Source organism: Streptomyces sp. NPDC090499 (genome assembly GCF_044769305.1).
In the GTDB taxonomy this organism is placed as follows: domain Bacteria; phylum Actinomycetota; class Actinomycetes; order Streptomycetales; family Streptomycetaceae; genus Streptomyces.
Window position 1 is genome coordinate 114428 of sequence record NZ_JBIVXP010000010.1, and the last position, 21122, is coordinate 135549.

17 protein-coding genes are annotated in these 21122 nt (G+C 71.7%); 12 read left to right on the forward strand and 5 right to left on the reverse strand.

Annotated elements, in window-relative coordinates:
• Positions 1 to 211 precede the first annotated feature (211 nt).
• Positions 212 to 1801, forward strand: a complete 1590-nt coding sequence (gene serA, locus ACIQVL_RS32180) for a phosphoglycerate dehydrogenase (RefSeq protein ID WP_403432712.1) — start codon at positions 212 to 214, stop codon at positions 1799 to 1801.
• Positions 1802 to 1864: 63 nt separating this feature from the next.
• Here serA and ACIQVL_RS32185 read toward each other — a convergent pair whose 3' ends face one another.
• The gene (locus ACIQVL_RS32185) at positions 1865 to 3394 is read right to left on the reverse strand and encodes an MFS transporter (RefSeq protein ID WP_403432715.1); all 1530 of its coding nucleotides are present in this window, start codon (positions 3392 to 3394) and stop codon (positions 1865 to 1867) included.
• Positions 3395 to 3491: 97 nt separating this feature from the next.
• Between ACIQVL_RS32185 and ACIQVL_RS32190 the strand changes: the two genes are divergently transcribed.
• Complete coding sequence (locus ACIQVL_RS32190; RefSeq protein ID WP_403432717.1) at positions 3492 to 4067, forward strand: TetR/AcrR family transcriptional regulator; 576 nt, start codon at positions 3492 to 3494, stop codon at positions 4065 to 4067.
• A gap of 25 nt (positions 4068 to 4092) precedes the next feature.
• Here ACIQVL_RS32190 and ACIQVL_RS32195 read toward each other — a convergent pair whose 3' ends face one another.
• Positions 4093 to 4674, reverse strand: coding sequence for a hypothetical protein (locus tag ACIQVL_RS32195; protein WP_403477111.1), 582 nt, complete (start codon positions 4672 to 4674; stop codon positions 4093 to 4095).
• Positions 4675 to 4758: 84 nt separating this feature from the next.
• Complete coding sequence (locus tag ACIQVL_RS32200; RefSeq protein WP_403477112.1) at positions 4759 to 6069, reverse strand: PucR family transcriptional regulator; 1311 nt, start codon at positions 6067 to 6069, stop codon at positions 4759 to 4761.
• Positions 6070 to 6211: 142 nt separating this feature from the next.
• Between ACIQVL_RS32200 and ACIQVL_RS32205 the strand changes: the two genes are divergently transcribed.
• From ACIQVL_RS32205 to ACIQVL_RS32220, 4 genes are all read left to right on the forward strand, one after another.
• Positions 6212 to 7138, forward strand: coding sequence for a proline dehydrogenase family protein (locus tag ACIQVL_RS32205; protein ID WP_403432723.1), 927 nt, complete (start codon positions 6212 to 6214; stop codon positions 7136 to 7138).
• Positions 7139 to 7388: 250 nt separating this feature from the next.
• Positions 7389 to 9020, forward strand: coding sequence for an L-glutamate gamma-semialdehyde dehydrogenase (gene pruA / locus ACIQVL_RS32210; protein WP_403477113.1), 1632 nt, complete (start codon positions 7389 to 7391; stop codon positions 9018 to 9020).
• Between the two features lie 241 nt (positions 9021 to 9261).
• The gene (locus ACIQVL_RS32215) at positions 9262 to 9801 is read left to right on the forward strand and encodes a GNAT family N-acetyltransferase (RefSeq protein WP_403432728.1); all 540 of its coding nucleotides are present in this window, start codon (positions 9262 to 9264) and stop codon (positions 9799 to 9801) included.
• Between the two features lie 292 nt (positions 9802 to 10093).
• The gene (locus tag ACIQVL_RS32220; protein ID WP_089098576.1) at positions 10094 to 10225 is read left to right on the forward strand and encodes a hypothetical protein; all 132 of its coding nucleotides are present in this window, start codon (positions 10094 to 10096) and stop codon (positions 10223 to 10225) included.
• A gap of 133 nt (positions 10226 to 10358) precedes the next feature.
• On the opposite strand, the gene ACIQVL_RS32225 is transcribed toward ACIQVL_RS32220, so the two are convergent.
• The gene (locus ACIQVL_RS32225) at positions 10359 to 11942 is read right to left on the reverse strand and encodes a purple acid phosphatase family protein (protein WP_403477114.1); all 1584 of its coding nucleotides are present in this window, start codon (positions 11940 to 11942) and stop codon (positions 10359 to 10361) included.
• Between the two features lie 131 nt (positions 11943 to 12073).
• Between ACIQVL_RS32225 and ACIQVL_RS32230 the strand changes: the two genes are divergently transcribed.
• From ACIQVL_RS32230 to ACIQVL_RS32245, 4 genes are all read left to right on the forward strand, one after another.
• Positions 12074 to 13117, forward strand: a complete 1044-nt coding sequence (locus tag ACIQVL_RS32230) for a 3-isopropylmalate dehydrogenase (protein WP_403432732.1) — start codon at positions 12074 to 12076, stop codon at positions 13115 to 13117.
• Positions 13118 to 13354: 237 nt separating this feature from the next.
• On the forward strand, positions 13355 to 14443 hold the full coding sequence (locus ACIQVL_RS32235; RefSeq protein WP_403432734.1) for a branched-chain amino acid aminotransferase: 1089 nt from the start codon (positions 13355 to 13357) through the stop codon (positions 14441 to 14443).
• Positions 14444 to 14524: 81 nt separating this feature from the next.
• Positions 14525 to 15598: a hypothetical protein gene (locus ACIQVL_RS32240; protein ID WP_403432737.1), complete on the forward strand. Its 1074-nt coding sequence runs from the start codon at positions 14525 to 14527 to the stop codon at positions 15596 to 15598.
• Positions 15599 to 15612: 14 nt separating this feature from the next.
• Positions 15613 to 16914, forward strand: a complete 1302-nt coding sequence (locus ACIQVL_RS32245) for a KamA family radical SAM protein (protein WP_403432740.1) — start codon at positions 15613 to 15615, stop codon at positions 16912 to 16914.
• A gap of 193 nt (positions 16915 to 17107) precedes the next feature.
• On the opposite strand, the gene ACIQVL_RS32250 is transcribed toward ACIQVL_RS32245, so the two are convergent.
• Positions 17108 to 18550, reverse strand: coding sequence for a cytosine permease (locus ACIQVL_RS32250; protein WP_403432743.1), 1443 nt, complete (start codon positions 18548 to 18550; stop codon positions 17108 to 17110).
• A gap of 153 nt (positions 18551 to 18703) precedes the next feature.
• On the opposite strand from ACIQVL_RS32250, the gene ureA reads away from it, so the two are divergent.
• Positions 18704 to 19405, forward strand: a complete 702-nt coding sequence (gene ureA / locus ACIQVL_RS32255; protein ID WP_403477115.1) for an urease subunit gamma — start codon at positions 18704 to 18706, stop codon at positions 19403 to 19405.
• On the forward strand, positions 19402 to 21114 hold the full coding sequence (locus tag ACIQVL_RS32260) for an urease subunit alpha (protein ID WP_403477116.1): 1713 nt from the start codon (positions 19402 to 19404) through the stop codon (positions 21112 to 21114). The genes ureA and ACIQVL_RS32260 overlap by 4 nt, the downstream gene beginning before the upstream one ends.
• Positions 21115 to 21122 lie beyond the last annotated feature (8 nt).

The window sequence follows — 21122 nt, forward strand, 5'->3', positions numbered from 1 at the left end:
GGGCGAGCCGCCCCGGCCCTGTTGTCCACCCCGTCGAAGCTCGGACGGGTGATCCTTCCGCAGAGGCGCAGGACGACTCCCGCCACGCCACTACACTGCCGTACTACATACGCGTCAGGCCCACAGCGTCGTGCGTCTCCACGCGGCTAGCCAACCTCCACCGCCTGCGGCCGTCGGGACGGCCGTCCGCATTGGACATGTGAGGACTCACGTGAGCTCGAAACCTGTCGTACTCATCGCTGAAGAGCTGTCGCCCGCCACCGTCGACGCGCTGGGCCCGGACTTCGAGATCCGGCACACCAACGGAGCAGACCGAGCCGAACTGCTCCCCGCCATCGCCGACGTGGACGCGATCCTGATCCGCTCCGCCACCAAGGTCGACGCCGAGGCCATCGCCGCGGCGAAGAAGCTGAAGGTCGTCGCACGAGCCGGCGTCGGCCTGGACAACGTCGACGTCTCCGCCGCCACCAAGGCCGGCGTGATGGTCGTCAACGCCCCGACCTCCAACATCGTGACCGCCGCCGAACTGGCCTGCGGTCTTCTCATCTCCAGCGCCCGCCACATTCCGCAGGCCAACGCCGCGCTGAAGAACGGCGAGTGGAAGCGCAGCAAGTACACGGGCGTCGAGCTCGCCGAGAAGACCCTCGGTGTCGTCGGCCTCGGCCGCATCGGCGCCCTGGTCGCGCAGCGCATGTCCGCCTTCGGCATGAAGGTCGTCGCGTACGACCCCTACATCCAGCCCGCCCGCGCCGCCCAGATGGGCGTCAAGGTGCTGTCCCTGGACGAGCTGCTCGAGGTCGCCGACTTCATCACCGTGCACCTCCCGAAGACCCCGGAGACGGTCGGTCTGATCGGCGACGAGGCGCTGCGCAAGGTCAAGCCGTCGGTGCGGATCGTCAACGCCGCGCGCGGTGGCATCGTCGACGAGGAGGCGCTGTACGCGGCGCTCAAGGAGGGCCGGGTCGCCGGCGCCGGCCTCGACGTGTACAGCAAGGAGCCGTGCACCGACTCCCCGCTGTTCGAGCTCGACCAGGTCGTCTGCACCCCGCACCTCGGCGCCTCCACCGACGAGGCCCAGGAGAAGGCGGGCATCGCCGTCGCCCGCTCCGTCCGCCTCGCCCTCGCCGGCGAGCTGGTCCCGGACGCGGTCAACGTCCAGGGCGGGGTCATCGCCGAGGACGTCAAGCCGGGCCTGCCCCTCGCCGAGCGCCTCGGCCGCATCTTCACCGCGCTCGCCGGTGAGGTCGCGGTCCGCCTCGACGTCGAGGTCTACGGCGAGATCACCCAGCACGACGTCAAGGTGCTGGAACTGTCCGCGCTCAAGGGCGTCTTCGAGGACGTCGTCGACGAGACGGTGTCGTACGTCAACGCGCCGCTGTTCGCGCAGGAGCGCGGTGTCGAGGTACGGCTGACGACCAGCTCCGAGTCGGCCGACCACCGCAACGTCGTCACCGTGCGCGGCACCCTCGGCAACGGCGAGGAGGTCTCGGTCTCCGGCACGCTGTCCGGCCCGAAGAACCTCCAGAAGATCGTCGCGGTCGGCGACTACGACGTCGACCTCGCGATCGCCGACCACCTGCTGGTGCTGCGGTACGAGGACCGGCCGGGTGTCGTCGGCACCGTCGGCCGCATCCTGGGGGAGGCCGGGATCAACATCGCCGGTATGCAGGTCGCCCGTGCGGCGGCGGGCGGCGAGGCGCTGGCCGTCCTGACCGTCGACGACACCGTGGGCTCCGGCGTGCTGGCCGAGGTCGAGGCGGAGATCGGGGCCACGTCGGCTCGTTCGGTCAACCTGGTGTAACAGCCTTCAGCGAACGGCGGGCGGGCTGACACAGGTCAGCCCGCCCGCCGTTCGCATGTCCCGCTACTCACCGGGCTTCCGCAGCGTCACCCCCGCCCCCACCGCGGCCAGCACCAGCAGCACCGCCCCCGCGATGGCCGCTCCCTGCATCCCGCTGGTGAACGCCTCCCGCGCGGTCCGGGTCAGGGTCTCTCCCGCGGGCCCCGTCAGCCGGCTCGCCGTGGCCAGCGCGCCGCCCAGCGTCTCGCGGGCCCCGGCCGGGGCCGTGGCCGGCATCTCGTGGCGGTAGACCGCCGTGCCGATCGAGCCCAGCACCGCCATGCCGAGCGCACCGCCGAACTCCGAAGCCGTCTCCAGCAGCGAGGACGCCGTCCCGGCCCGTTCCACCGGCGCGCCGGTCATCGCGAGGTCGGTCAGCTGGGACATGATCGCGACCATCCCGCAGGCGAGGACGCCGGCGCCGGTCAGCACCAGCCACAGCGAGTCGGTGCCGACCAGGGCGAGCAGGACGAACCCGGCCGCCATGGCCGCGAAGCCGCCGGCGACGACGTACCCCCGGTCGGCGCCCCGCTGCACCAGCTGGGCCGTGAGCGGCCCCGCGGCCCCGATGAACACCGAGGGCAGCAGGCTCCACAGCGCCGCCGCGAGCGGGCTCATCCCGAGGACCGACTGCAGGTACTGGGTGGTGAAGATCGCCGACCCCATCATGGCGAGCGTGGCGACCAGGTTCAGGACCAGCGCCGGGGTGAAGCCCCGGCCCTTCAGCAGGGCCGGCGGGATCAGCGGGGAGCCGGTGGTGCGCTGGCGGTGGACGAAGAGGGCGGCGAAGAGCAGGCCGACGGTGACCGAGACGACGTAGAGCGGGTGCCAGCCCTCGGAGGGGATCTCCTTGACGCCGTAGACCACGGGGAGCACGGCGGCCATCGAGAGCGGGACGCTCGGCCAGTCGAAGCGGCCGGGGGAGGGGTTGCGGGACTCCGGGAGCAGGAACGGGCCGACGAGCAGGAGCAGGGCCATCGCCGGGAGGTTGACCAGGAAGACCGAGCCCCACCAGAAGTGCTCGACGAGGATCCCGCTCATCACCGAGCCGAGGGCGATCCCGCCCGTCATCACCCCGGACCACAGGCCGATCGCCTTCGCGCGCTGGCCCGGGTCGGTGAACATCGTGCGCAGCAGCGCCATCGTCGACGGCATCAGGGTCGCGCCACCGATGCCGAGGACCGCGCGGGCGGCGATCAGGGTCCCGGCGCTGTCCGCGTACGCGGCGAGCAGCGAGGCGCCGCCGAAGGCCGCGGCGCCGAACAGCAGCAGTCGGCGGCGGCCGATGCGGTCGCCCAGCGCGCCCATGGTCATCAGCAGACCGGCCAGGACGAAGCCGTAGATGTCGAGGATCCACAGCTGCTGGGTACCGCTCGGCGCCAGGTCCGCGCCGATCGCCGGGAGGGCGAAGTAGAGGACCGAGACGTCCATCGAGACCAGCAGGAGCGGAAGCATCAGCACGCCGAGTGCGGTCCATTCACGGCGCCCGGCAAGGGAGTTGGTCTCGGGTGTGCCTGTGGTCGTGCCCGTGTTCGTGCTCGTCGGGTTCGTCATGCCAAGGAATGTACGGGCGTCTTAAACGCTTGTCTAGAACAAATGTATAAGTCATGCGTCTAGGACAGCTGTATGGATCCCGGGGTAGGGTGACCGCATGGGACACCGTGAGGATCTGCTCGAAGGCGCCAAGCGCTGCCTGCTGGAGAAGGGGTTCGCGCGGACCACGGCGCGCGACATCGTCAAGGAGTCGGGGACCAACCTCGCCTCCATCGGCTACCACTACGGGTCCAAGGACGCGCTCCTCGCACAGGCCTACATCGCGCTGGTGGAGGAGATGTCCTTCGAGGGCGGCGACGGGGGGCTGACCGGCGCGCCCGGCTCCCTCGAACGGTTCCGGGAGGTGTGGTCGAACATCGTCGGCAGCATGCGCGAGCCCGGCACGATGTGGCGGCTGAGCGTGGAGATCGTGGCGATGGGCGACCGGATGCCGGAGGTGCGTGACCAGTTGGCGCGCGCCCAGCGCGAGGGCGGCCGGGGGCTCACCTCGCTGCTGATGGGCGTGCCGGAGGAGGAGGTCTCCGACGAGACCGCCGACACCCTGGGCCGCTTCTACATGACCCTGATGTCCGGCCTCATCTCGCAGTGGACCTTCGACCCGAAGACCGCGCCCGACGGCGACACGCTCGCCGAGGGGCTGCGGCAGATCGTCGAGGCCGCGAACCGGAGCTGACGCGTCGCGGACGCCGGTGCGCGGGTCAGCCGAGCGGGTACGTGATCACGGCGCGGGCCGGGAACCGGAGCGCGCCGTCGTACAGCGGTGACCGCTCGACGGTGACCCGGACGCCGTCGGTGGCGTCGTAGTACCAGACGGGGCTCTGCAGGGTGGGTCCGCACAGGCCGTCCGGGAGCTTGTACGGCTCATCGGCCACGCCGACGCCGCCGTGGCGCTTGTCGAACAGGTCCGCGCCCGCCGGCACGATGCCCGCGCCGCGCAGGTAGTACGGGAGCAGGCCGCTGCGGAAGGACAGGGCGGCCCGGCCGTTCCGGGTGAAGTAGTGGACGTCGGCGGCGTCGGAGGGGATCGGCGTGCCGTGGACGAGGATCCGGGCCGGCAGCCGCTGCTCGCTTCCGGCGCAGGCGCGTTCGTCGCCGAGCGGGTGGGGCAGGTCGTCCCGGAAGAGCCAGACGGCTCCGGAGGCGCACCCCGCGAGGGCGAGCGCCCCGATCCCCAGCGCCGCCGCCCGGCGGCCCGGCCGGCGCTGACCGCGTGCCCGGGGCTCCCGCGCCGGCGGCTCGGCGGCCCCGTCCTGCCGTATGTCCGGACCCGAATCGCCCATCGTCCGCCCCCGCCGACAACCTTGATGTGAACACGCGGAGCATACGCCGATCGGCCTCCGCGTACGGCACTGGAAACGCGCACCTCAGGCGAGCCGGGCCGCCTTCAACGCCATGTGCAGCAGCAGGCGGTCCTCGCCGTCGTCCAGGTCGAGACCGGTGAGCTGCTCGACCCGGGACAGGCGGTAGTACAGGGTCTGCCGGTGGATGCCGAGCGCGGTGGCCGTGCGGCCCGCCTGGCCCGCGTGGTCGAGGTAGACCTCGGCGGTGCGGGCCAGTTCGTGGTGGGCCGGGGCGAGGAGCGGGGCCACGGCCGGGTCCTGCGGGGCCTGCGGCGGCAGCGCGGTCAGCAGGCGGTACGGGCCGATCTCCGCCCACCGGACGACCGGCCCCCACCGCGGCTCCGCCAGCGCGGCACGGGCGGCCGCCACGGCCTCCTGCCAGACCGCGCCCAGTTCGGCCAGCCCGGTCCGGGCCCCGCCCACCCCCGCGGCGCAGCCCTGCACCGCCGCCGGGAGGGGTCCCGCGAACCCCGCGGCGACGGCCGCCGCCGTCCGTGCCCCGGCCCCGCGGGCCGTCGCCGACCGGGCCGCCCCTGCCTCCTCGGCCTCCTTGAGCAGTCGGGCGGCGGCCGTCAGGGCGGGTGTGGCCGTGTCCGTGCTGCGCAGCCGGACCAGTACGGCGAGGCTGTGGCCGGTCGCGCCCCAGGGCAGCGCGCACAGCGCGGTGGCGTGCGGGACCGTGCGCGGGGACGGGGCGTCGTCCGGGTCGGCGGACGGCCAGGGGGCGACGCAGACCAGGGTGTGCGGGGCGTCCGCGCGGGTGCCCAGGGCCGTGCGGAGTTCGGCCACCGCCATGTCCCGCTGCCAGCCGCCCTCCGCGACCAGTACCGCCCGCAGCTCCCGGCCGAGTCCGGCCCCGGCCTGTGCCTCGTCCGCGAGCAGCGCCCCGATCCGCCCGGCCACCACCATGGCGGCGGCCAGCTGGGCGTCGGTCGGGCCCGGATCGTCGTCGAGCAGCCAGACATAGCCGAGGACGACACCCCGATGGCGTACCGGAAGGCAGATCCGTCCCCGGTACACGCCGGCCTCCGGGGTCGGCGGGATCCGGACCGGTCCGGTCGCCCGGGTGATGCCGAAGCCCTCGAACCAGGTGCGGACCGCCGCCGTCGAGCGCCGGGTCAGGATCGACCGGGTGCGCACCGGGTCGAGGGCCGACGGGTCGAGGTCGCCCTCACTGTCGTACGCCCCGAAGGCGATCAGCTCGAAGTCGCGGTTCTCCAGGGTCGCCGGGACGCCCAGCAGCTCCGAGATCTCGTCGACCAGCTCCTGGTAGTCACCCTTGAATTCCGACGTCACCCGGGCATTCTCCCGCAATTCACGGCCGCCTTCATACATCTGTCTGAGATCCGCGGCACGGATGCGTGACAGCTGTCGATGGCCCACGATCGGAGGGATCCTTAACTTTCACGGTGGTTCCCCGTGCCGTATCCAAATCGTCGGATCGCGGCCTGTCTGGCATGTGTTGTGGAGGTGCCCCGTGCTGGGTCCCGTGATTCTCGCCGCGTCGCGCAGCGACCGGATGCGACGTCTGATCTCGGCGGCCCCGGTGACGAAGCAGGTCGTCGACCGCTTCATCCCCGGTGAGTCGGTCGCGGACATCGTCCCGATCATCGAGGAGCTGACAGGCCGCGGCCTGGAGCTGACGATGGACGTCGTCGGCGAGGACATCACCACCCCCGAGCAGGCCGCCGCCGCCCGGGACGCCTACCTCGCGCTCGTCGAGCGGCTGAAGGACCTCGGCCTCGGCGAGCGCGTCGAGATGTCGGTCAAGCTGTCCATGTTCGGACAGGCGCTGGAAGGTGGGCACGAGCTCGCCCTCGCCAACGTCCGCCCGGTCGTCGAGGCCGCCGCCGCCGTCGGTACGACCGTGACCCTCGACGCCGAGGACCACACCACCCTCGACTCGATGTTCGCCATCCACGAGGAGCTGCGGAAGGACTTCCCGCAGACCGGCTGCGTCATCCAGGCGTACCTCTTCCGCACCGAGGCCGACGCCCGCCGCCTCGCCGACTCCGGCAGCCGGGTCCGCCTGGTCAAGGGCGCCTACAAGGAGCCCGCCGAGGTCGCCTACCAGCAGAAGCACGAGATCGACAAGGCGTACGTGCGGATCCTGCGGACTCTGATGGACGGCGAGGGGTACCCGATGGTCGGCTCCCACGACCCGCGCCTGATCTCCATCGCCCAGGAACTCGCCCGGCACGCGGGCCGCAAGCCCGACGAGTACGAGTTCCAGATGCTGTACGGCATCCGCGGCGACGAGCACCTGCGGCTGGCCGCCGAGGGCCACCGGATGCGTGTCTACACCGCGTACGGCACGGACTGGTACGGCTACTTCATGCGCAGGCTTGCCGAAAAGCCCGCCAACCTGCGATTTTTCGTCCGCTCAATGATCAGCAAGGGGTGATGCGCTGGATGAGCCACGGCTGTCGGTCGCCGAGGAGTTCGGAGGCCAACAGCCGCAGCCCTGCGGCCGGCTGAGCCGGACCCAGACCCGTGGAAAGGAGTTACGGATCTCGTGACTCCGCCCCCGAAGGGGCTTCTCACGGCTCGCCACAGCGAGTCCGTGACGGTCAAGCCCTGACCGCTGCTCACCATACGCAACTGCTTCGGCCTCCTCCGGCTGAAGCCAGGGACTCACTCGGAAGAGGTAACTCATGGACGCTGTGACCCAGGTCCCCACCCCCGTCAACGAGCCGGTGCACGGCTATGCCCCCGGTTCCGCCGAGCGCACCCGCCTGGAGGCGAAGCTCAAGGAGCTCGCCGAGAACCCGATCGAGCTGGCGATGACCATCGGCGGCGAGAAGCGGCTCGGCGGCGGCGAGCCCTTCCAGGTCGTGCAGCCGCACCACCACAAGGCCGTCATCGGCACCGGCCGGCACGCCACCCAGCAGGACGCGCAGGACGCGATCGACGCGGCCCTCGCCGCCGCGCCCGCCTGGCGCGCGATGGCCTTCGACGACCGCGCCGCCATCATCCTGCGCGCCGCCGAACTGCTGGCCGGCCCCTGGCGCGAGACGATCGCCGCCTCCACCATGCTCGGCCAGTCCAAGACCGCCCAGCAGGCCGAGATCGACTCGCCCTGCGAGCTGGTCGACTTCTGGCGGTTCAACGTCCACTACGCCCGCCAGATCCTGGCCGAGCAGCCCCCGGCCAACTCCCCGGGCGTCTGGAACCGCCTCGACCACCGCCCGCTGGAGGGCTTCGTCTACGCGATCACGCCGTTCAACTTCAGCGCGATCGCCGGCAACCTGCCGACCGCCCCCGCCCTCATGGGCAACGTGGTCGTGTGGAAGCCGTCCCCGACCCAGACCCACGCCGCCGTGCTGCTGATGCAGCTGCTGGAGGAGGCCGGTCTGCCCAAGGGCGTCATCAACCTCGTCACCGGCGACGGCATCGAGGTGTCGAAGGTCGCCCTTGAGCACCGGGACCTGGCCGGCATCCACTTCACCGGCTCCACCAAGACCTTCCAGTACCTGTGGAAGACGGTCGGCAACAACATCGAGAAGTACCGCTCGTACCCGCGTCTGGTCGGCGAGACCGGCGGCAAGGACTTCCTCGTCGCCCACCCGAGCGCCGACCGTGCCGTCCTCAAGACGGCGCTCACCCGCGGTGCCTTCGAGTACCAGGGCCAGAAGTGCTCGGCGACCTCCCGCGCCTACATCCCGGCGTCCATCTGGAACGACGGCTTCCGCGAGGAGTTCGCCGCCGAGGTCGACTACCTGACCATGGGTGACGTCACCGACCTGTCGAACTTCATCGGCGCCGTCATCGACGACCGCGCGTTCGCCAAGAACAAGGCCGCGATCGACCGCGCGAAGACCGACCCGGCCTGCGAGATCGTCGCGGGCGGCTCCTACGACGACTCGGTCGGCTACTTCGTCCGCCCGACGGTCGTCGTGTGCAGCGACCCGGAGAACGAGGTCTTCCGCACCGAGTACTTCGGCCCGTTCCTCGCCGTGCACGTCTACGAGGACGACCAGTACGACGAGATGCTGACCCAGATGGAGTCGGTGTCCGACTACGCGCTCACCGGCTCGGTCATCTCCAACGACCGCGCGGCGGCCGCGTACACGATGGAGAAGCTGCGCTACGCGGCCGGCAACTTCTACATCAACGACAAGTCGACCGGCGCCGTCGTCGGCCAGCAGCCCTTCGGCGGCGGCCGCTCCTCCGGCACCAACGACAAGGCCGGCGCCCCGCAGAACCTGCTGCGCTGGACGCTGACCCGCGCGATCAAGGAGACGCTGGTCGCCCCGACCGACTACGCGTACCCGCACATGGGCTGACCCACAGCCCTCCCGAGCACGGGCCGGGAAGCCTGACCCACGAGCAGGCTTCCCGGCCCGTTCCCATGCCCGGCCGGGGTTCCGCCACAGCGGCTGCCGGTGCGCCCGCAGCGGCCCGCAGACCGGCACCGAGGGCACGGACGCGATCGTCCGCCTCGCCACCGGGCCGTCCGGCGCCGGACGGGCCGGTTCGTCGACCGCAACGGCCCCGTCGCCGGGTCGTCCGTACGACACTTGGGCCATGTCTCTCACCGTCGCCCACACCGCCGACCTCGACCCGGCCGACCTGCGTGCCGCCCGTGCCCTCCTCCACGAGGCGTTCGGCGGGGACTTCGCCGACAGCGACTGGGAGCACGGGCTGGGCGGCCTGCACGCGCTCGTCCACGACGAGGCCGGGCTCGCCGCCCACGGCTCGGTCGTCATGCGCCGCGCCCGGCACCGGGACCGCTGGCTGCGCGTCGGCTACGTCGAGGCGGTGGGCGTCCGGCCCGACGCCCGGCGCCGGGGGCTGGGCGGGCAGGTGCTGGCGGCGTTGGAGGGGGTCGTCGGGCGGGCGTACGACTTCGGCGCGCTGTCCGCCAGCGAGGACGGGGCCCGGCTCTACACGGTCCGGGGCTGGGAGCGTTGGGCCGGCCGGGTCTGCGCACTGTCCCCGGCGGAGGGAATCGTGCGGCTCGCGGACGAGGAGGGGGACGTGTACGTGTGGCCCGGACTCGCCGGGGACGTCCTCGACCCGGCCCAGGAACTGGTCTTCGACTGGCGGGACGGAGACGTGATGTAACCCGTTCGCCCCTCCGGAGCCGTCTGCCCCACCCGCCCCGCCCGTCAAAAGCCCAGCTCACGGCCGGGTGGCCGATGCCGCCGTCTCAGATAGTAGGAAGTCCGAGTAATTGTGCAGACAGAAGCGGGCCGCTCGCTTACTTTTGTAGAAGCCGAACGTCTCGCTCGATCAAGCGAATGGCGGTCGTGAGCCGGGCCCCGTGCAGGCAACCCCTGCGGCACCGCTCCCCGCCCCTTCCGGCGTCTCGTATCCCCCCTGCCGTACTCCCTGTATGCCGAAGGAGTCGATTCCCATGGCCGAGACGACCGTCCGCCGCCGGGTCCGCCACGTGTCCCGCACCAGCGAGTCCGAGCGCAAGAACGCCGCCGCCGCCCTCCAGCGCGCCCTCGACCGCCGCGACAACGGCGGCGAGACCGGCCACTGAGCCGTCGGCGCACCGTTGACGCACCGCCGGTAACACGTGTAGCAACCCCTCAACGGGAGCCGCACCCGCACGGAGTACGGCGCGGCCGGGACAGCCGCGCCGTACTCCGGGGAACCGCGGGGAACCCCGCGGATCAGCCGCCCCGGCGTATCTCGAAGTGGTCGATCCGCGCGCCGCTCTGCGCCAGCGCCGACACCGTCAGCCGCGGGGCCGTACCCGCCTCCGCCTCGACCCTGAGGAAGGAGAAGCCGGCGTACCGCACCCGCGACCACTCCACCGTCTCCGCGACGTTGTGCTGCCCCTTGGCCCAGTGGAAGCTGTGCACCGCGTCGTGCCGGGTGACGTGCCCCTCGTAGCTGTCCCGCACCCCCGAGGGGAACCCGTACAGGTCCCGCCCGCCGCCGCCCGCCGTGACGTACACGATCCCGTCCCGCGTCGGGTCGGTCGAGCCGCCGACCGGGACCGCGCGGCCGACCCTGCCGCCCTTCACCGCGTCGGTGCGCTCGTAGACGTGGTTGTGCCCGTTGATCACCAGGTCCACCTGGTAATCGGTGAACAGCGGCAGCCAGGCCGCCCGGATCCCGCCGTCGGAGGCGTGCGAGGACGTCGAGTACGCGCAGTGGTGGAAGAAGACGACCACGAAGTCCACCCCCTTCGCCGCCCGCAGCTCCTTCAGCTTCTCCGCCAGCCATTTCGTCTGCCGGCCGCCGCTGTAACCGAGGTTGGCGGGGATCTCGTACGACACGTCGTTCGCGTCCAGCGCCACGAAGCCGACGTTGCCGTAGGTGAACGCGTACACGCCCGGTGAGCCGTGCGGGTCGAAGCCGTTGTCCGGGAGGGCGAAGCGGGCGTACTGGCCGCCGTAGCCGTCGGGGGAGTACCAGGCCTCCATGTCGTGGTTGCCGGTCGTCACCATCCACGGCACGGACCGCGCCACCGGGTCGTTCTGCTTCAGGAACCGGTCCCACTCCCGGGCGTCGTAGCCGTCCGAGGTCTTCCCGGCGCCGTTGCCGTCGGCGTAGCAGATGTCGCCGGCGTGCAGATGGAACGCCGGCTTCTGCTTCAGCAGCGCGTTGTCACTGGCCTTCCCGGCCCGGCTGACGCCCTGGTCGCCGAAGGCCGTGAAGACGAACCGCTCCGGGCTCGCGGGCGCGGTGCGGAACGGGGTGATGGCGGCGCGGTGGTTCGGCGCGGCCGGGTCCCAGCCGTCGTGGCCGACGCCGTAGTAGTACGTGGTGCCGGGCGCGAGGCCGGTCAGGGCCGCGTGCACGTAGTACTGCTCGACCACCGGGCGCACCCCCCGCACCCCGGGCGTGTGCAGGTGCCGGATCTCGGCGGCGACGCGCGCGCCCAGCCGGTCCGGGCGCGTCCCGATCCGCACGAACGGCTTCCTCACCGCGAACGGCACCTGCCAGGAGATCCGCATCTGCGTCCGCGGGTCGGCGCCGAAGGCGAGATGGCGGCCGAACGGCACGACCGCCGCGCCCCGGATCGCGGAGGTCGCCGGAGCCGGGCTCGCCGACTTCGCCGTCCTCGCGCAACCGGCTGCCAGCGCACCGCCGGCCACCGCGCCCGCCGTCACCAGGGTGCGGCGGCTCACCAGCCGGGCCCGCAGATACTCGTACTGCTCGGCCATGCTCATCCCGGCGGCGAGCCGCGGCGGGATGCCGAAGTCGGGGAGGTGCGTGCCAGGGTGATCGGTGCCGGGGAGGTCCATGCCGGAAACGTGCCCAGCACAGGCCAACACCGGCCCCACGTACGGGTGAACGCCCGTCGACGGAACGACCCGCCGTGTCCGCATGCCGGACGGTGTGTGTCATCCCATGGGACGCGCAGTAGGGTGCCGACATGTCTCGCAGCATCGATCTCGCAGTGATCCCCGGTGACGGCATCGGGCAGGAAGTCGTGGCCGAAGGCCTCAAGGTCCTCTCCGCCGTCCTCCCCGGGGACGTGAAGCTGGAGACCAAGGAGTACGACTTCGGCGCCAGGCGTTACCACGCCACCGGTGAGACCCTCACCGACGCCGACCTCGACGCGCTCAAGGGGCACGACGCCATCCTGCTGGGCGCCATCGGCGACCCGAGCGTGCCCTCCGGCGTTCTGGAGCGCGGCTTCCTGCTCAAGCTCCGCTTCGCCTTCGACCACCACGTCAACCTGCGCCCGTCGAAGCTGCTCCCGGGTGTCGCCACCCCGCTGGCCGGCGAGCCCGAGATCGACTTCGTCGTGGTCCGCGAGGGCACCGAGGGCCCGTACACCGGCAACGGCGGCACCATCCGCAAGGGCACCGAGCACGAGGTCGCCACCGAGGTGTCCGTCAACACGGCCTTCGGCGTCGAGCGGGTCGTCCGGGACGCCTTCGCCCGCGCCCAGGCCCGCCCGCGCAAGAAGCTCACGCTGGTCCACAAGAACAACGTGCTGACCTTCGCCGGGCACCTGTGGACGAACATCTTCAACCGGGTGGCCGCGGAGTTCCCCGAGGTCACCACGGACTACATCCACGTCGACGCGGCGACGATCTACCTCGTCACCGACCCCGGCCGCTTCGACGTCATCGTCACCGACAACCTCTTCGGTGACATCATCACCGACCTCGCCGCGGCCGTCTCCGGCGGCATCGGCGTCGCGGCGAGCGGGAACATCAACCCGAGCGGCGAGTTCCCGTCCATGTTCGAGCCGGTCCACGGTTCCGCGCCCGACATCGCCGGCCAGGGCAAGGCCGACCCCACCGCCACGGTCCTGTCCGTCGCCCTGCTGCTGCGCCACCTCGGCTACGAGGCCGAGGCCGCCCGCGTCGAGGAGGCCGTCACCGCCGACCTCACCGAACGCCAGGGCAGCCCCGCCCGCTCCACCTCGGAGATCGGCGACGCGCTCGCCGTACGAGTAGCCGGCTGACCCGAGCCACTCGAAGCACGACTTCGAAGCCGCCGGGTCGCACCAGCGCCCGGCGGCTTCCCCATGCCTGCCGCCGGGTGCCACCATCAACCCCGGGTCCGCTTTCACCCTGATTCCTTCCGGCCAGGTCCCCGCGCGATAATCGAACGCGAAGCCGCGGTATGAGGGAATGCTCGGACGTCCTAGGACAGGGGAGTGAGCGCGGCCACTACTACAACCGGTGAAGGACTACCACTGATGACGACGCCCACGATCGAGCTCAAGCCGTCCGCGCACCCGACCGCCGCCGCCGAGCGCGAGGCGATCCTGGCCAGCCCCGGATTCGGCCGCCACTTCACCGACCACATGGTGACGATCAAGTGGACCGAGGGCCGCGGCTGGCACGACGGCCAGCTCGTCCCGTACGCGCCGATCCCCCTCGACCCGGCCACCAACGTCCTGCACTACGCCCAGGAGATCTTCGAGGGCCTGAAGGCCTACCGCCGCCCCGACGGCTCGGTGGCCACCTTCCGCCCCGACCAGAACGCCAAGCGCTTCCAGCGTTCCGCCCGCCGGCTCGCCATGCCCGAGCTGCCGGTGGAGACCTTCATCGAGGCCTGCGACCTGCTCGTCCAGCAGGACAAGGCGTGGGTTCCGGCACACGGCGGCGAGGAATCCCTCTACCTGCGCCCCTTCATGATCGCCACCGAGGTCGGCCTGGGCGTCAAGCCGGCCAACGAGTACCTCTTCCTGGTCATCGCCTCCCCGGCCGGCGCCTACTTCCCCGGCGGGGTCAAGCCGGTCTCCATCTGGGCCTCCGAGGACCGCGTCCGCGCCGTCCCCGGCGGCATGGGCGACGCCAAGACCGGCGGCAACTACGCGGCCTCCCTGCTCGCCCAGGCCGAGGCCGCCGAGCAGGGCTGCGACCAGGTCTGCTACCTCGACGCGGTCGAGCACAAGTGGGTCGAGGAGCTCGGCGGCATGAACCTGTACTTCGTGTACGGCGACAAGATCGTCACCCCGACCCTCACCGGCTCGATCCTCGAAGGCGTCACCCGCGACTCCCTCCTCACCGTCGCCCGCGACCTCGGCTACGAGTCCGAGGAGGCCCGGGTCTCCATCGAGCAGTGGCAGCGCGACTCCGAGAACGGCACCCTCACCGAGGTCTTCGCCTGCGGCACCGCCGCCGTGATCACCCCCGTCGGCACGGTCAAGCGCGCGAACGCCGAGTGGCAGCAGTCGGGCGGCGAGCCCGGCGAGGTCACCCTCAGGCTCCGCGAGGCCCTCCTCGACATCCAGCGCGGCAAGGCCGAGGACAAGCACGGCTGGATGCACCAGCTCGGCTGATCGATCTTCGGTTGTCCGTTCGACGCGTATCACCTCCCCCGTACGGGTATCTCCTGGTTCCACACGGGGGAGGGAACACGCGTGAGCGGACGATCGCCGATGCCACGACTGCGCTGGCTGATGCGCACGTTACGCACCCCGCGCCGCCCGCAGAGCCTCACCGTGCTCGCCCTGCTCACCGCCGTCGCGGGTCTGCTGCTGTGGCGGGCCTCGACGATGGACAGCTACGGGCAGAACCTCGCCCTGAACCTCGGGACCGACCTCGTCGGCGTGGTCATCACGGTGTTCGTCATCGGCCCGCTGATATCCCGGGCCCAGGAGGGCCGGGTCCGCGAGCACACCCGGCTGGACTACGAGTGGTTCGCCGCCCAGGTGCACGGCTCGACGTCCAACGTGAAGGTCCTGGACACCTTCTCCAACCTGTTCGGCCCGCAGTTCTCCGAACGCCTGTTCCGGGGTGTCAGGTCCGCGACCGCGAGCGGTGCCCGGGTGCAGATCCTGCTCCTGGACCCCGACTCCCTCGCCGTCATCCTGCGCGGCCGCGAACTGGGCGAGCAGAGCGCCGACATCCGCCGGGACATCATGCGCAACCTGCGCACCCTGGACGGGTTCGCCCGCCGCCTCGACGCCACCTCCCGGCAGCTCCTGGAGGTACGGCTGTGCTCCACCTCCCCCGGCGTCACCCTCTACCGCTGGGACGAGCGCTGCCTGGTCTCCTTCCTGACCGTAGGCCGGCTCTCCGGTGAGGGGGTCCAGCTGGAGGTCGCGGTCCGCTCGCCGCTGGGCACCTTCGTCGAACAGCGCTTCGACGAACTGTGGCAGCAGGGCAAGCCGATGGACCGGTTCACCCGCCTGCCCGTCACCCTCGTCGACGCCACGGACGGGCGACGCGAGTTCGTCTGCCACTTCGTCTTCCTCGACGACCGCCTGTACGTCGCCGCCCCCGACCTCGTCACCTACCTGGCCCGCCACCGGCTCGACCAACTCAGTGCCTACAGCGACGCCCTGAGCGGGTCCGGCGCGCACGACGTCCTCGTCGTGGACGACGAGAGCGAGCTGCATCGGCGGCTCATCCACCACTTCGGGGAGAAGTACGATGCGCAGGCGGCCGCCTTCGTGGAGTTGCGGCCGTCCACGGTCCTGGTCACGGAATAGAGGGCCCCCGCACCATGAGTTCAGCGCACCACCCCCGCTTTCGCGCCTTCACGCCCCGTGACCTGGACGGTCTGCTCCGGCGTGTCTCCCTGACGGACGATCAGCGGCTGGCGCTGCGGGCGGTCTCCTCGGTCCTGCCGTTCCGCACGAACACGTACGTCGTCGACGAGCTGATCGACTGGACGGCCGTACCCGAGGACCCGATCTTCCGGCTGACCTTCCCGCAGGCCGGGATGCTGCCCGCGCCCGACGTCCGCCGGATGGCGGACCTGCTGCGCCGGGACGCGCCGCGCGCCGAGATCCAGCGCGCCGCGCACGAGATCCGGATGCGGCTCAACCCGCACCCCTCCGGCCAGCTCGACGCCAACGTCCCCGTGCACGAGGGGCAGCGGCTGACCGGCCTGCAGCACAAGTACCCGGAGACGGTGCTGGTCTTCCCGCGCCAGGGCCAGACCTGCCACGCCTACTGCACCTACTGCTTCCGCTGGCCGCAGTTCGTCGGCGAGGCCGACCTGCGCATCGCGACGGACGACATCGCGGCCACCAGCTCCTATCTGCGGGCCCACCCCGAGGTCGCCGGCGTCCTGGTCACGGGCGGCGACCCCCTGGTGATGAGCACGGACGTACTGCGCCGCTACGTCGAGCCGCTGCTGCGGATCGACACCGTCCGCTCGATCCGTATCGGCACCAAGTCCCTCGCCTTCTGGCCGTACCGCTTCACCACCGACCGCGACGCCGACGACCTGCTGCGGCTCTTCGAGGAGGTGGTGGCGAGCGGCCGGCACCTGGCGCTGATGGCCCACTTCACGCATCCGCAGGAGCTGCGCCCGCCCGTCGTACGGGAGGCGATGCGGCGCGTCCGCGACACCGGGGCCGTGATCCGCTGCCAGGGGCCGCTGGTGGCCGGGATCAACGACAGTGCGGACGCCTGGGCCGAGCTGTGGGAGGAGACGACCACGCTGGGGGCGGTGCCGTACTACCAGTTCGTGGAGCGGGACACCGGCCCCCAGGGCTACTTCGGCGTCCCGCTGGCCCGCGGCCACGCCGTCTTCCGCGACGCCTACGCCCGCGTGTCGGGCCTCGCCCGTACGGTCCGCGGGCCGGTCATGTCGGCGATGCCGGGCAAGGTCTGCGTGGACGGCGTCGCCGAGGTGGCCGGCGAGCGGGTCTTCGTCCTCCACCTGATCCAGGCCCGCGATCCGGACCTGGTCGACCGGCCGTTCTTCGCCGCGTACGACGAGGGGGCGACGTGGTGGACCGACCTGAAGCCGGCGTTCGGGGAGCCCCGGTTCCTGCCGGGGCTTGAGCCGGGGTGACGGTCCTTCCGGGGGCTGCGCCCCCAGACCCCCCTTCGGCCTGAACGGCCTCGTCCTCAGACGCCGGACGGGCTGGGGGGTGATGCTGTTCGGTTTTCGTCCTCAGACGCCGGAGGGGCTGGGGGGTGGTGCTGTTCGGTTTTCGTCCTTGGACGCCGGATGGGCTGAGGGGAAAGCGGACCGGTCTTCGTCCTCAGACGCCGGACGGGCTGAGATGTGGCTGGGCTTCGTTGTCGGACATCGGATGGGCCGAGTCTGCCCGATTCCACGTGAGAAGCAGGTACACCAGCCCACCGACCGTCCCCGACAGCAGGAAGCTGCAGTCCACCCCGCCCGTCAGTGACAGCAGCGGCCCCTCGTACGACGGGAGGGACACCGCCAGCAGGCCGACGCCCGCTCCCAGGGCCCAGGATGCGGTGGCGCGGATGTTCCAGCCGGACCGGTACCAGTAGATCCCGCCCCGCGAGCGGCGGTTGAAGACCTGGAGGGCGTCCGCGTCGTAGACGCCCCGGCAGCGGACGAAGCCGATGAGGGTGATGACCGCCCACGGGGTGCCGATGGCGGTGAGGAGGAGGACGAAGGAGGTCATCGCGGACTGGGCGTTCCAGGCGTAGTGGCCGGCGAAGACGCAGGCCGTGGCGACGATGGCGACCGTGTAGGTGGCGCGGGCCCGGGACGCGCGGGGGAGGATGGCGTCCAGGTCGAGGCCCATGGAGTAGAGCATGAGGCCCGCGTTGCCGACCGAGCCCGCGGAGGCGGAGAGCAGGAGCGGGACCAGGTACCAGGCGGGGGAGGCGGAGACCAGCGGGCCCGCGTAGTCCGCCGCCGCCCGTGCCGCGTACGCGGTGAACGTGCCGAAGAGCTGCGGGACCAGCAGGCCCAGGATCAGGCCCAGCCACGTCGCGTGCAGGACCCGGCGGGAGGTGTGGCGGGCCGGGGAGATGTAGCGGGTGTAGTCGCCGAGGAGGGTGATGAAGGCGACGGGGCCGGAGAGGCCGGCCGCCACGGCCGCCAGGCACCAGGTCGGCCAGAAGCCGCCGAGCAGGTAGCCGCCGGCCTCCGGCAGCGCGGAGGTGGTGAAGTGCGGGCCGTAGGCGAAGATCCCGAGGACCAGCAGGGCCGTCATGCCGATGGCGAGGACCTTGGACATGGCGAGCAGCACCCGGTAGCCGTAGACCGCGCCCGCCACCGTCGCCGCCGCGAGCACGGTGTAGACGACGGCGTAGGACAGCCCGTCCGCGGGCAGACCGAACAGCCGGCCGAGCACGCCCACCATCACGTCGCCGCCGATCCACACGGTCAGCGCGGTGTAGCCGAGGGCCAGCAGCAGGCCCACCACCGAGCCGACCAGCCGCCCGCGGACCCCGAACTGGGCGCCCGAGGAGGTGGAGAGGTTGGTGGCGGTGCGCAGGGAGACCAGGGCCAGCGGGGCCGTGAAGACCGTGCCGATCAGCGTGCCCGCCACGATCGCGCTCACCGACGCCCACCAGCCGAGCCCGAAGGACGGCGGCAGCCAGCCGAAGATGATCACGCCGAGGCAGAGGTTGGAGCCGAGCAGGATCGAGACCAGGTCCTTCGGACCGCTGGTGCGTTCCCCGTCCGGGATCGTGTCGACTCCGCGCTGTTCTATCGGCATGGCTGGTCTCCTTCGACGGCCGTCCAAAAGTTAGAGCGACGTTCAATGTGGGTGACCTGGGGGTCGATGTCAATGGTTCCCTTCTCGTAATCCGGCATTTAGAGTGTTGTTCTAAGTGGAGCTAGGTATGAGGAAGCGAAGGAGGTGCCGGGCGTGCGACTGACCCCCACCGAACGTGACCGGCTGCTGCTCTTCGGCGCCGCCGAGCTGGCCCGTGCCCGCCGTGCCCGGGGCCTCAGGCTCAACGTGCCGGAGGCCACCGCGCTGATCGCGGACACCGTCTGCGAGGCCGCCCGGGACGGCCGGCGGCTCGCCGAGGCGATCGAGGCGGCCCGCTCCGTCCTCGGCCCGGCCGACGTGCTGCCCGGCGTCGCCGACATCGTCACCGAGGTGCACGTCGAGGCCGTCTTCGACGACGGGTCCAGGCTCGCCGTGGTCACCGACCCGATCGGCGGCGGGGGACTGGGCGAGGACGCGCCCGGCGCGCTGCTGCCGGGGCCGGAGCACGCCGACCCGGAGGCGGTCGTACGGCTGACCGTCACCAACACCGCGGCCGTCCCCGTCTCCGTCACCTCGCACTTCCACTTCTTCGAGGCCAACCCGCGCCTCGACTTCGACCGCGCCGCCGCCTACGGCCTGCGGCTCGCCGTGCCCGCCGGGTCGTCCGTGCGGTTCGGGCCGGGGGACTCGCTGGAGGTCGGTCTCGTGCCGATCGGCGGTTCCCGGGTCGCCATCGGCTTCGCCGGGCTCGTCGACGGGCCGCTGGACGCGCCCGGCGCCCGCGCGGAGGCGCTGCGCCGCGCCGCCGCCTGCGGATACCTGGGTGTACGAGAGACAGAGGAGGCCGATCGATGAGCCGCCCCGGAGGCCACCCCGCCGAGGCCCGCCGCCTCACCCCGCACGAGTACGCGGCCACCCACGGCCCCCGCGCCGGCGACCGCGTCCGCCTCGGGGACTCGGGGCTCGTGATCCGCGTCGAGGACGACTCCCAGCGCCACGGCGACGAGTTCCTGGCCGGTTTCGGCAAGACGGCCAGGGACGGTCTGCATCTGAAGGCCGCCGCCGTCCGGGAGACCTGCGACGTCGTGATCAGCAACGTCGTCGTGATCGACGCCGTGCTCGGGATCCGGAAGGTGTCCATCGGCATCCGGGAGGGGCGGATCTGCTCGATCGGGCGGGCCGGCAACCCCGACACCCTCGACGGGGTGGACGTCGTGGTCGGCACCGGCACGTCCATCGTGTCCGGGGAGGGGCTCATCGCCACCGCCGGGGCCGTCGACACCCACGTCCACCTGCTGTCGCCGCGCATCATGGAGGCCTCGCTGGCCTCCGGTGTCACGACGGTCATCGGGCAGGAGTTCGGGCCGGTGTGGGGTGTCGGCGTCAACTCGCCCTGGGCGCTGAAGCACGCGTTCGGCGCCTTCGACGCCTGGCCGGTCAACATCGGCTTCCTCGGCCGGGGTTCGTCCTCGCACGCGGCCCCGCTGGTCGAGGCCCTCGCCGAGGGCGGCGCCTGCGGCTTCAAGGTGCACGAGGACATGGGCGCCCACACCCGGGCCCTGGACACGGCCCTGCGGGTCGCCGAGGAACACGACGTCCAGGTCGCCCTGCACAGCGACGGGCTGAACGAGTGCCTGTCGGTCGAGGACACCCTGCGGGTCCTGGAGGGCCGCACCATCCACGCCTTCCACATCGAGGGCTGCGGCGGCGGACACGTGCCCAACGTGCTGAAGATGGCCGGCGTCCGCAACGTCATCGGCTCCTCCACCAACCCCACCCTGCCCTTCGGCCGGGACGCGGTCGCCGAGCACTACGGGATGATCGTCTCCGTCCACGACCTGAAGACCGACCTGCCCGGCGACGCCGCCATGGCCCGCGACCGCATCCGCGCCGGGACCATGGGCGCCGAGGACGTGCTGCACGACCTGGGCGCGATCGGCATCACCTCGTCCGACGCGCAGGGCATGGGCCGGGCCGGGGAGACCGTCCGCCGCACCTTCGCCATGGCCGGCAAGATGAAGGCCGAACTCGGCGCCCCGGACGACGGCCACGACAACGAGCGCGTGCTGCGCTACATGGCCAAGCTGACCATCAACCCGGCGATCGCGCACGGACTCTCGCACGAGGTCGGCTCGATCGAGGTGGGCAAGCTCGCCGACATCGTGCTGTGGAGCCCGGAGTACTTCGGGGCCAAGCCGCAGCTGGTGCTGAAGGCCGGCTTCCCGGCGTTCGGCGTCACCGGCGACCCCAACGCGGCCACCGACACCTGCGAACCCCTCGTCCTCGGCCCCCAGTTCGGGGCGCACGGCGCCACCCCGGCCGAGATCTCCGTCGCGTTCGTGGCGCAGGCCGCCCTCGACCAGGGCCACGACACCATGCCCACCCGGCGCCGCCGGGTCGCCGTCCGCGGCACCCGCGGCATCGGCCCGGCCGACCTGCGGCGCAACTCCCGTACCGGAGCGGTCGACGTCGACCAGCGCACCGGCCTGGTCACCCTCGACGGCGAGCCGCTGCGCTCGGAGCCCGCCGACTCCGTCTCCCTCAACCGCCTGTACTTCCTCTGAGGATCACC